The sequence below is a fragment of the Micromonospora sp. WMMA1947 genome (genome assembly GCF_027497355.1).
Classification (GTDB): Bacteria; Actinomycetota; Actinomycetes; order Mycobacteriales; family Micromonosporaceae; genus Micromonospora.
Window position 1 is genome coordinate 307,437 of record NZ_CP114909.1, and the last position, 11,835, is coordinate 319,271.

Below are 11,835 nucleotides of genomic sequence, written 5' to 3' on the forward strand. Positions count from 1 at the left end.
GGCCGGGTCGGCGTGTCAGGTGGCCGCCGCCGGGTCGGCCGACGGAAGCGTGACTGTCACCTCCAGGCCGCCGCCGGGCTGGGCGACCGCCTTCACCGTGCCCCCGTGCGCGTCGCTGACGGCCCGCACGATCGACAGGCCGAGACCGGAGCCGCGCGCGCCGGTGCGTTCCTGGCCGCCGCGCCGGAACGGCTCGAACAGCCCGGGTACGTCGGCCGGGGCGACCTCGAAGCCGGTGTTCCCCACCACCAGCCAGGACCGTTCCCCGTCGGTGCCGGTGCGGATCCAGATCCGGCCGTGCAGGTGGTTGTAGCGCACCGCGTTCTCCACCAGGTTGCCGGCGAGCCGGTCGAGCAGGCCGGGGTCGCCGACCACCGGCGCCGGCCGCAGCGACGTGTGCACCTTCAGGCCGATGCGCTCCACCTCGCGGGAGACCGCTGACAGCGCGTTCGCCGTACCGATGGCGAGGTCCGACTCGGCGCGCCGGGCCAGCCGCCGGCCGGTCTGCGCCTCGCTGCGCGCCAGCACCAGCAGCGCGTCGACCAGGCCGTTGGCGCGCTCGGAGGCGTCGCGCACCACGCCGGCCATGCGGCGGTATTCGGCGAGGTCGGCGTCGTCGTCGCTGAGCGTCACGTCGATTTCGGTACGCATCACGGCCAGCGGGGTCCGCAGCTCGTGCGAGGCGTTCGCGACGAACCGTTTCTGCGCCTCGAACGCGCCGCTGATCCGGTCCAGCATCGCGTCGAACGTCTCGGCCAGTTCGGCCACCTCGTCGTCGGCGCCGGACCAGCCGATCCGCTCGTCGAGCGTGGCCTCGCCGAGCCGACGGGCGGTGGCGGTGACCTGGTGCAGCGGGCGCAGCGCCCGCCCGGCCACCAGGTACGCCCCGGCCACCCCGACCACGCTGATCGCCGCCAGCGCGAGCAGCCCCTTGACCAGCAGTTCCTGTGACGCGGCGTCGACCAGTTGCCGCTGCCACTGCCCGGCGTCGAGGGTGCGCCCGTCGCTGAGCACCACTGTGGTGCCGGGTAGCAGCTCGTCGGTGGGGCGCAGCGCGTCGCGGACCAGCAGCCAGGCCAGCAGCACCAGGATCGCCCCGGCGCCGACCAGCAGCACGCCGTTGAGCAGGGTCAGCCGCAGTCGCAGCGTCGGCCGTACCCGGCGCGTGGCCGGCGCGCTCACTGCCGTACCCCACCGATGCGGTACCCCGCGCCCACGACCGTGTCGATGAGCGGCGGGTCGCCGAGCTTCTTGCGCAGTGTCATCACGGTGACCCGGACGATCGTGGTGAACGGGTCGGTGTTGGCGTCCCACACCCGTTCCAGCAGTTCCTCGCTGGACACCACCGCGCCGCGCGCCTTGAGCAGCTCGGCGAGCACGCCGAACTCCTTGTTGGTGAGGTCGAGCGGCACGCCGCCACGGCTCACCACCCGGCGGGCCGGGTCGAGCACCAGATCGGCCACCTCCAGCACCGGCGGCGCGGCCGGGGTGGCGCGGCGGCCGAGCGCCTGCACCCGGGCCACCAGCTCGTCGAACGCGAACGGCTTGGCCAGGTAGTCGTCGGCGCCGAGCTGCAGCCCCTCCACCCGGTCGGCGACGGTGCCGCTGGCGGTCAGCATCAGCACCCGGGTCAGCGCGCCGGAGGCGGCCAGGTCGGCGCAGATCCGGTCGCCGTGCACGCCGGGCAGGTCGCGGTCCAGGATCACCACGTCGTAGCGGGTGACGAACGCCGCCTCGTGCCCGGCGTTGCCGTCGTAGGCGACGTCGACGGCCATCCCGCGCTTGCGCAGCCCGCGCGCGATCGCGTCGGCGAGGTTGCGCTCGTCCTCGACCACCAGTACCCGCATCCCGGCCTCCCACCTCGTGACCCCTGACAACCTAGTGCGGCGGGCAAAACCGGCCGCCGGAGGAGCCGATCTCCGGCGCGGCCGCCTCGCGGACAACGATTGCCACTTTGCGTAGCCCCGAGGCCGCTTCAGGTTTGCGTCACACACCGTGACCGGCGCTCACCGAGCCACCTCGAACGCCCAGCGATCCAAATCGCCTCGACCAGGAGAAACGGTCGACCGGCGCGCACCGCCGGGTACACCCCTCACGCCCCTTTGCTCTGCAGCCTCATGCGCAGCGGTAGCCGTGGGTCACCGCTGCGTCGACGGCTGCAGAGCAAAGGGGGCGCGGGGGCAACCCTGCCGGGGTGGGTTGCGACTACGTTCGGTCACGGCACGGCACGCCGGTGGGTTGCGGTCGGCGGCGCGGGCGGCCGTTGCAGAAAACCTTCGGGTACGCGATGCTCGGCGGCGATGATCGACATGCGCACCAGCAACGGGCCGCGTCCACGCCGGGCGGGTTCCCGATGAGCGGCATGAGTGGCGCGAGCGGCCGCGACATCGCGTACCGCCGGTTCCACTTCCCGGCGGACCGGGACCGAGGTCGTGCGGACGGGCTGCGCGCCGGGCCGGACGGCCTGACGCTCGACGGCGATGCCGGCCGGGTCACGCACACCGACCCGCACTCCGGGACCACGGCCGAGTACGCCGCCGGCGCCTGGACCTCCCCCGTGACGCCCGCCGGCTTCGCCGTGACCGAGCTGGTGCCCTCCTGGACCGCCGACGCCCCACCCGGGTGCTGGCTGCGGATCGAGCTGCGCGGCTGGGGCGACGGTACGGCCACCACCGGCTGGTACGAGCTGGGCCACTGGGCCGCCGACGACAGCACGGTGCACCGCGCCTCCGTACCCGGGCAGGAGGACGACCGGGCGCGGGTCGCCGGCGACACGCTGCGGGTGACCGGGACGACGGTGACCGGCTGGCAGGTCCGGGTGACCCTGTTGCGCCGGCTCGACGCGCCCGCCGGTCCGGTGCTGCGCACCGTGGGTGTGGTCGCCTCCACCGACCCGCCCGCCACCGGCGCGGACGCCGACGACACGCTTCGGCCGGGCGCCGCGTGGGGACGGGTGCTGGACGTGCCGCGCTACGCGCAGCGACTGCACGCCGCCGCCGGGGAGACCCGCTGGGGTGGCGGTGGCGACTCCTGGTGCAGCCCCACCTGCGTGGCGATGGTGCTCGACTTCTGGGGTGCCGGTCCCGCTCCCGACCGGTACGCCTGGGTGGCGCCGCCCGGCCCTCGCCCGCAGGTGGTCCACGCGGCCCGGCACTGCTACGACCACGCCTACGGCGGGCCCGGCAACTGGCCGTTCAACACCGCCTACGCGGCGACGCACGGGGTGGACGCCCTCGTCACCCGGCTGCGCTCGCTGGCCGAGGCGGAACGGTTCGTGGCCGCCGGCATCCCGCTGATCGTCTCGGCCGCGTTCACCGCCGGCCAGGTGCCCGGCCTGGACTACGACACCCGGGGACATCTCATGGTGCTGGCCGGCTTCACCGCCGGCGGCGACCCGGTGCTGAACGACCCGTACGCCCCGGACGACGAGCGGGTGCGCCGCACCGTGCCGCGCGCGCCGTTCGAGAACGCCTGGCAGGCGGGCAGCGGCGGGATCGCGTACGTGCTGCGGCCGGAGTCGACGCCGCTGCCGCCACCTCCCGCGCAGGCCAACTGGTGATCATCTGCCGACCGGCCAGATCGCCATGCCGCCGGTCGGACGCAGGCACACCAGTTCCGTACCCGTGTCGGCGCACTCGGACCACGCGCCGGGCAGGATCCCCCGGATCCACACCTGCCCGGCCGCCACGTCCAGCGCGCCGACGAGCGTGCGATCCTCGGTGAGCGTGCGCAGGCCGAGCAGCGGCCCGGACGGGAGGTCGCTGCCGGAGACGCGCCAGCGGCCCAGCCGGGCCAGCACGCGGCCGGTCGGCGGGTCCAGCGCCGACAGTTCCAGCTCCTCCCCTACGCCGCGTTCGGCGGCGATGAGCCGGTCGCCGACCGGTCCCATCCCCAGCCAGCGCTCGTCGGTCCAGGCCGGGCGGCCGGTGGCCGGGTCGAGGGCCTGGGCGCCGCCCACCTGGTCGCGCAGGCACACCATCCCGGCGCAGTCGGCGAACCAGAGCCCGGCGCGGGAGCCGACCGGCAGGCTCCACCGCTCGTCGAGCCGGTCCAGGCCGTACCCGGTGACCGTGCCCCGGGCGTCCTCGACCAGCAGGAGGTCGGCCACGACCTGCGCGTACCGGTAGGCGGCGCGATCGGCTGCGGGCGCCACCCGGCCGGTGTGCGCGACCGTGCCGGAGTCCGCGTCGTACACGGTCACCCGGCCCTGCGGGGTGACCAGCACGAGCTGCGTGACCCCGTGGTCGTCGCGGCGGTACCCCACCTCCTGACCCGGCACGCGCAACGTCCACCGCACCGCGCCGGAGGCCGGGTCCACGGCCCGCACGGTGCCCGCACCGGGCGGGCGGGGGTTCTCCAGCAGCAGCCCGCCCGATGCGGTCCGGACCGGGTAGCCGGGATGCCGCCAGCGCAGCGTGCCGGTGACCGGGTCGAGCATGGCCGACACGGAGTCGCCGTCCCCGGCCGGGCTGCTCGTCACCAGCAGTCCCCCGGCCACTGCGGTGAGGCCGAGCACGTGGTCGCCGTCGGTCAGGGCGAACCGCCACGCCGGTTCCCCACCGGGCAGCCGGTACGCGGCGACCACCCGGCCACCCCGGCCGATCGCGCCCGGGCCGTCGGCCACCACCACCCGATCCGCCAGGACCACGAACGCCGCGCCCTGCGGGGCGGGCAGCCGGACCGGCTCGGGCCGTCGCGGCGGCCCGGCAGCAGCGGTGACCACGAGCAGCACCAGGCAGCCGAGCAGCGCCACCCGCGCCGTGGGGCCGGGCGGCCGGCGGGGCGGCGCGGGGGCCGGCTCGTCGGCGGACTCGCCGTGCCGCATCTCCCCCAGTTCGATCACCGGGCTCACGTCAGCCGCCGCACCATGTAGTCGCCGCCAGGCCGCCGGCAGACCAGCACTGTCACACCGGTGGTGCAGCCGGTGCCGGTGAACGTGCCCCGGGTCGAGGGCGGATCACCGGACAGGTTCAGATCGGCCAGGAGTTGCCGGCCGCCGCCCAGCGGGCGTGTCGCCAACAGCGGGCCGCCGGACTCGTGCTGCGGGACCAGGGTCCAGCCGCTGAGGTCAGCGATCAGTCGCCCGTCCTGCTGGTCGAGCACCGCCAGGCCGGCGTCGAGGTCGGTGTCGGGGACGCCGACGAGCAGCCGGCCGCCGCGCTCCGCCGACACGCCCGCCCACCGGTCCACGCTCCAGCGCACGGCGCCGCTCGCCGGGTCGAGCGCGGTCATCCCGCCGGCCAGCCCGACGGCGCAGAGCAGGGCGCCACAGCTCTCGACGTGGCCGACGAGCTTCCGCGCGACGGTCCAGCGCGGCCGGAGGGTGTCCAGGTCGTACGCCTCGATGGCGCCGTCGCCGTCGCGGAACTCCAGCAGCAGTCCGCGGGCGATCTGCAACCGGCGTGGCCCGGGCCGTGGTACCGGGTGCAGGTCCCGGGCAACCAGTCGCGCGCCGGTGCGGCCGTCCACGACCACCGTCTGCCCGGTCGCCGGGGACAACACCATGCGTACCGGCCCGGTCGGCTCGAAGTCGAAACCCAGCGCGCCCGTCATCTGCGCCGTCCACACCGTACGGCCGTCGGCCGGGTCCACCTCCATGATCGACGTACTGGTGTCGGAGACGGCCGACTGCATCAGCAGCACCCGGCCCACCGCGAACGCGATCCCGGGCCGGCGCCAGACGTCCGCGCCGGTGACCGCGTCGTAGGTGACCGTCTGCCAGTCCGTGTCGTCGACGCTCCGGCCGGCCACGATCACCCGGCCGTCCTGCTCCCACACCGACACGACGGTGCCGGAACCGGGCAGCGGGCTGCGCCACCGCTCCCGGCCGTCCCGGTACGCGACGACTTCCCGCCCGCCGCCGGCGCTCCCGCGATCCGGCCGCACCACGTACACCGCGTCGCCGGAGGCGAACACGGCCGATCCCAGCCCGCCGGGCAGTGTCCACTCGACCGGAGATCGCGGCGGCGCCGCGGCGGTGAGCGTGAGCAACGCCACCAGCAGCACCACCAGGACGCGGAACGGCCGTCCGACGGCGCGCGGAGGGCGGGGCGCCGGACCTGGCGGTGCCTCGTCGCGCAGCTCCCCCAGATCGATGACGGTCACGACCATCCCTCTCCCGCGCGCCGAGCCGCCGCCCGACCGTGACCGGCCGTGTGACGAACCGCCTGTACGATGGCGCGTCGTGGCCGTGCCCGTGGTGGACCCCTCGTTGAACCCCTCGTCCGTCGAGGCGGACGCCGTCGTGGCCGACCCGCCACGCCGCGCCCGTCGCCGGCCGGCCCGCGCCGACGTGCTGGCCATCGGAGCCTATGTGTTGCTCGGCGTTCTCGTCTGCCTCAACTACTGGGGCGACGTCGAGAACCGGGTCTCCTCGCACCTGCCCACCGACCACAGCTGGTTCGAGTGGCTGTTCGCGCACGGCGCGTACTCGGTGCAGCACCTGGAGAACCCGCTCTTCACCACCCGGCAGAACGCGCCGGACGGGGTGAACATGATGGCGAACACCTCGCTGCTCGGGGTGACGCTGCCGCTGGCGCCGCTGACGCTACTGCTCGGCCCGCAGGTGATGTACGCGCTCTACCTGGGCGCCGCGCTGTCCGCCACCGCCGCCACGTCGTACTGGGTGCTGTCCCGGCACCTGGTCCGGTCCCGGGCCGGGGCGTTCGTCGGCGGCGCGTTCCTCGGTTTCGCGCCGGGCATCGTGCACCACGCCAACGGTCAGCCCAACTTCGTGTCGAACTTCCTGCTGCCGCTGATCGTGGCCCGGGTGCTGCGGCTGGGCGAGCCGGGCCGCTGGCGGCGCAACGGGCTGGCGCTCGGGTTGCTGGTGGCGTACCAGATCTTCATCAACGAGGAGATGCTGCTGCTCACCGCGCTGGCCTGCCTGGTCGTCGTGGTGGCGTACGCGGTGCAGCGGCCCCGCGCGGCCCGCGAACGCGCCGGGTCGTTCCTGGCCGCGCTCGGTCTCGGCGGCGGCCTGGCGCTGCTGCTGACCGCGTACCCGATCTGGTTCCAGTTCAACGGCCCGCAGTCCTACCGCGGGTTGCAGGGCGGCGTCTTCCACAACTGGGGCGAGGACCTGGTCGCCTTCGTCACGTTCGCCCGGGACACGATCGCCGGCGACGAGGCGGTGGAGAAGACCATCGGGCTGACCGAGCAGAACACCTGGTTCGGCTGGCCGCTGGTGCTGGTGGCGCTGGCCGCGCTGGTGCTGCTGGTCCGCCGGTCGGTGCCGGCACGGATCCTGGCCGTGCTGGTGGTGCTGTTCACGATCGCCTCGATCGGCCCGGTCGTCCGGTTCAACGGCGCGGAGACCGACATCGACGGCCCGTGGGCGTACGTGCCGGACGACCTGCCGCTGGTCGAGATGATGATGCCGACGCGGTTGAGCCTGGTCGTGGTGGCCGCCGTCGGTGTCCTGCTCGCCCTGGCGTGGGACACGCTCGCCGGTGCCGGTCGCCCGCCGGTGCCCGCCCCCCGCGCCGGCGACGACGACGGCGCGGCCGACGGCCACGACGGGACGGACCCGCGCGAGCGGCGCCGCAGGGTGCTTCGCCTGGCCGGGCTCGTCGCCATCGCCGCCGCCGTGGTTCCGCTGATCCCGCGTCCGCTGCCGGCAGAGCGGATCGACCCGCCGCCGCACTTCATCACCGCGGGCGGCTGGCGGCCGTACGTGCCGGAGGGCCGCACGCTCGTGCCGGTGCCCATTCCGAGCAACGTGCACGGGCTGCACACGCTGCGCTGGAGCGCGCTGACCGGGCACGAGTTCCCGATCCCGGGCGGCTACTTCATCGGCCCGAACGAGCGCGGCGAGGGCGTCTTCGGCGCCCCGAACCGCCCCACCAGCACGCTCATCTACTCCACGATGGACGCCAACGTGGTACCGGAGATCACCGAGGAGAACCGCCGCCAGGCCGTGGAGGACCTGCGCTTCTGGCGGGCCTCGGTGGTGGTGCTCGGGTCCGGCCCGCGCGAGGCCGTGCTGCGCGACCTGATGGCCGAGCTGCTCGGCCCGCCGCAGCGGGTCGACGACGTGTGGATCTGGGACGTCCGCGACCGGGTGTGAGTCCGCCGGGTCAGCCGACGAGCGGGCGGACGTCCCACAGATACCCGCCCGGCACGTCCCGGCCGGGCCCGACGAGCGAGTCCACTGTGGCGCGTACCGGGTCGCCGGGTGACGAGTCGGCCTGCACCAGCGCCGCCGCCCGCCAGTGCCGCAGGTCGTCGACCGCCTGCCGGCGTTCCGTCTCGCCGACCGGCGGCACCCGGCCGGTCTCGGCAGCCCGGCGCAGCAGCAGCGACGTGGGCCGGTCCGGCGCGCCCCAGCGGGCGGCCGGGTCGTCCGCCGAGCGCGGGCCGATGAAGTAGCCGCCCGGCGCGTCGAACGCGAGCGCGGTGCGCGCCGACCAGAACATGGCCGGGCTGACCGCCGCCCCGGTCACCGGCGGCACCGGCACCAGCGTCCGGCCCGCCGGCACGTACTCCCGCCAGCCGCCGCCGGACACCACGGCCGGGACCGGCGCGACCGGCACCGTGCGGATCGGCGTCGGCGCCAGCGGCAGCAGCGCCGCGGCGACCGCGCCGGCCCACGGCGCCCAGGTACGGACGCCGCCGCGCCGGACCCGGTCCAGCGCCAGCGCCAGCAGCACCCCGAGCACGGGTACGCAGACCAGCGCGAAGCGTGCCGGCACCACCAGGTCCAGCAGCGGCACCCCGGCGAGCAGGCGGTACGGGCCGGGCAGCCCGGTGTCGTGCCGGTTCACCACCATCGGGGAACCGAGCGACAGCAGCGCGAACAGCAGGCCGCACGCGGCGAGCGCGCGCACCAGCGGCCGCCGCCACAGCCGCACCACCACGAGTACGGCCAGCAGCGGCAGGAACGGGCCGAAGAACGAGTTCTGCTCGGTCGGGTTCGGCGACAGCAGCCCGGCGCGGCGGGCGTCCCCGGCGACGCTCTGCCGGGCGGTGGTGACGAACGAGACCACGTCCAGCCGGTAGCCCTCGGTGTGGAACGGCATCCCCCGGTAGTGGCCCGGCCCGGCGAACTGGAACCACAGCGGGTACGCCAGCAGCACGCCCGCCACCAGCGCGCCGATGCCCAGCCGGCGGGCCACCACCGGTGCCAGCCGGCGCGCGGCGGCCCGGTCGGCGAGCGCGTACGCCCCGGCGAACACCCCGGCGGCCAGCGCCAGGAAGACCAGCACCTCCTCGCCGAGGAACACCTGGTACGCGACGGCGAGCCCGAGCAGCACGCCGTCGCGCCGGATCCGGCCGGTGGCCGGGCGGAACACCAGCGCGAGGATCACCGGCACCAGGAACTGGGCGGCCATGTGCAGGTGCGCCCCGGCCTGCGCCACCATGCCCGGGGCGAAGCCGCAGAACAGGCCGCCCACCGCGGCGGCGGCCCGGGAGCGGACCAGCCGGCGGGCGAGCAGCGCGTACCAGGCGGTGGCGGTGCCGGCGAGGCTGAGCGTCACGGCGACCAGGAAGGCCGCCTGGGAGCCGAAGACGACGGTGACCGGGGTGAGCGGCACGCCCAGCCCGAGGACCGAGGTGTTCGCCATCAGGTTCACCTCGTCCGGGGCGTTCAGCGCGCCGCTCCAGAGCGGATTCTCGCCGCCGGTCACCGCGCGGGCGGCCCGGGCCAGCATCCACTCGAACAGCATCTGGTCGCCGGCCTGGTGGAACAGCCGTTCCGGCCGGCGCCACTGGCCGGTGGTGAGCAGGACGGCGAGACCGAGGTAGCCGCCCACCACGAGCACGTCGGCCGGGCGGGGCCGGCGGCGTCGGGGCGCGGGGGCGGGGACCGCCGGTTCGGTCAGGCGGACCGGCTGGTCAGTTTCCGCACGTCCCACAGCCACACGTCCAGCTCCTGCCGTCCGGGGCCGACCAGCTGCTCCACGGTGCGGCGCAGCGGCTCGGCGTTCTGCTCGTCACGCGGCAGCACCACCACCGCCGCGTTCCAGTGCCGCAGTTCGTCCAGGTAGCGACGGCGCTGCCGGTCGTCCAGCTTCGGCGTGCGGCCGGTGGACGATACCTCCCGCAGCATCTCGCCGATGCCGCTGGGGCGTCCGCCGAAGCGCCCGGGGTCGCCGGTGACGCCGTTGCGGGGCGCGAGGAAGTAGCCGCCGGGGATCTTGAAGTCGAGGTTGGTGCTGGCCGCCCAGCGCATCGGGTCGGTGTTGCCCATCGCGGGCACCGGCACGGAGACCAGCGTCTGGTCCGGCCCGACGTACTTGCGCCACCGGTCGGCGGTGATGAACTCCGGCACCGGCTCCCGCGTGGTCACCTGCAACGGCATCGGCGCGATCGGCAGCAGCGCGAGGACCAGGCCCGCGGCGGTGAGCTTGCGGGCGGTCCGCCGGTCCACGCCGCGCAGCGCCCAGGCGCGACGGACCGCGTACGCGAGCAGGATCGCCACCGTCACGCCGGTGATCAGGCCGAAGCGGGTCGGCACCACGGCGTCGAGCAGCGGCAGCCGTACCAGCCACTCCCACGGGCCGGTGGCGATCTCCCGGTCCCACCAGGAGATCCGCTCGCCGAGGGAGAGCACGGCGAAGAACAGCCCGGTGGCGGCGAGCGCACGGACGATCACGTCCCGTCGCAGCCACACCACGATGCCCACGACGAGCAGCGACAGGCTCCAGCCGAAGAACGCGTTCTCCTCCGAGTAGTTCGGCGCCAAGTTGACGTTGGCGCGTTCGTTGCCGCCGAACGTGGGCGAGCCGGGCGCGAAGAACGCGGCGATGTCGTTGCCGTAGTCGCGCACCGCGTCGCTGAGCCCGTGGTACGCCATCGGCCCGGCGAACTGCACCCACAGCGGGTACGCCAGCAGCGCCCCGGCCAGCACCGCGCAGACCGCCAGCCCGGTGCCGAGCGGCCGCCAGGCGGTCGTCCACCGTTCACGCTGCTGCACCACCACGGCGATCAGGAACACACCCAGCGCGAGCGCGGTGAAGAGCAGGATCTCCTCGTTGATGAACGCCTGCGCGGTGACCAGCAGCGCCAGCAGCACGCCGTCGCGGACCGGCCGGGCCGAGCGGGTCAGCACCAGCACCCGCCACACGATGAACGGCAGCAGGAACTGGCTGATGATGTTCGGATGCCAGTTGGCGTGCGACAGCATGGCCGGTGAGAACCCGCAGAACCAGGCCGCCGCCGCGGCGGCCGGCCGGTGCCGGATCAGGTGCCGCGACAGCACCCGGTACCAGGCGGCGGCGGTGCCGGCCAGGCCGAGCGTGACCAGCGTGACGAAGGAGACCGCCGGTCCGAACAGGAGGGTCACCGGCACCATCGGGATGCCCAGCGCCAGGATGGCGGTGTTCGCCATCAGGTTGACGCCGTCGGGGTAGTTGAACTGCTCGGTGAAGAACGGGAACTCGCCGTGCAGCACCACCCGCACCGAGTGGGCCAGGAAGAACTGCACCTGCGCCGGGTCGCTGCTGTAGAGCGCGGCGACCCGTCCGGCCGGGTCGACCCAGATGCCGCTGGTGACCCAGATCGCGGCGAGCAGGAATCCGCCGTACACCGTGAGGTCGATCCGGCGGCGGGTCCACCGCCACCGGCGCGCGCGCCGCGCGCCCGGCGTGGCCGGCGCCTCCGGTTCGGCCGGCGCCTCCGGCGTGGTCGCCCGCTCCGGCGCGTCGGCGACGGTGAGCGGTGGTGGGTCCAGGGTGACGGCGCGGTGGCCCGTCGGGGCGGCGGCGGTCGGCGTCGAGGCGCCGCGGGTCTCGGCAGGCGTCACAGTCGGCGGAGTCTACCGGAGCCGGATATTGATACCCGAATCGCCCGTCACGTTCCGCAGTGGCCGATCGGCCGAAAGGGTGAGCCGGG

8 protein-coding genes are annotated in these 11,835 nt (G+C 74.9%); 2 read left to right on the top strand and 6 right to left on the bottom strand.

The features are described 5' to 3' along the window. Positions 1-15 precede the first annotated feature (15 nt). Both O7604_RS01470 and O7604_RS01475 read right to left on the bottom strand, forming a co-directional pair. Positions 16-1,182: a HAMP domain-containing sensor histidine kinase gene (locus O7604_RS01470; RefSeq protein WP_281578646.1), complete on the bottom strand. Its 1,167-nt coding sequence runs from the start codon at positions 1,180-1,182 to the stop codon at positions 16-18. Continuing rightward, complete coding sequence (locus tag O7604_RS01475; RefSeq protein WP_281578647.1) at positions 1,179-1,847, bottom strand: response regulator transcription factor; 669 nt, start codon at positions 1,845-1,847, stop codon at positions 1,179-1,181. The genes O7604_RS01470 and O7604_RS01475 overlap by 4 nt, the downstream gene beginning before the upstream one ends. Positions 1,848-2,362: 515 nt before the next feature. On the opposite strand from O7604_RS01475, the gene O7604_RS01480 reads away from it, so the two are divergent. Continuing rightward, positions 2,363-3,559: a peptidase C39 family protein gene (locus O7604_RS01480; RefSeq protein WP_281578648.1), complete on the top strand. Its 1,197-nt coding sequence runs from the start codon at positions 2,363-2,365 to the stop codon at positions 3,557-3,559. On the opposite strand, the gene O7604_RS01485 is transcribed toward O7604_RS01480, so the two are convergent. Both O7604_RS01485 and O7604_RS01490 read right to left on the bottom strand, forming a co-directional pair. Next, complete coding sequence (locus O7604_RS01485; protein WP_281578649.1) at positions 3,560-4,852, bottom strand: PQQ-binding-like beta-propeller repeat protein; 1,293 nt, start codon at positions 4,850-4,852, stop codon at positions 3,560-3,562. Further along, positions 4,849-6,105 carry a PQQ-binding-like beta-propeller repeat protein gene (locus O7604_RS01490; protein ID WP_281578650.1) on the bottom strand — a complete coding sequence of 419 codons (1,257 nt, stop codon included), beginning with the start codon at positions 6,103-6,105 and terminating at the stop codon, positions 4,849-4,851. The genes O7604_RS01485 and O7604_RS01490 overlap by 4 nt, the downstream gene beginning before the upstream one ends. 106 nt (positions 6,106-6,211) lie before the next feature. Here O7604_RS01490 and O7604_RS01495 point away from each other — a divergent pair, with 106 nt between their 5' ends. Continuing rightward, positions 6,212-8,068, top strand: a complete 1,857-nt coding sequence (locus tag O7604_RS01495) for a hypothetical protein (protein ID WP_269706891.1) — start codon at positions 6,212-6,214, stop codon at positions 8,066-8,068. A gap of 10 nt (positions 8,069-8,078) precedes the next feature. Here the strand turns inward: O7604_RS01495 and O7604_RS01500 are convergent, their stop codons facing one another. Beyond that, entirely contained in the window at positions 8,079-9,863 is a 1,785-nt protein-coding gene (locus O7604_RS01500) for a hypothetical protein (RefSeq protein ID WP_348651000.1), read from the bottom strand. Then, complete coding sequence (locus O7604_RS01505; RefSeq protein ID WP_281578652.1) at positions 9,821-11,746, bottom strand: hypothetical protein; 1,926 nt, start codon at positions 11,744-11,746, stop codon at positions 9,821-9,823. Before O7604_RS01505 ends, O7604_RS01500 begins: the two co-directional genes overlap by 43 nt. Positions 11,747-11,835: the final 89 nt, after the last annotated feature.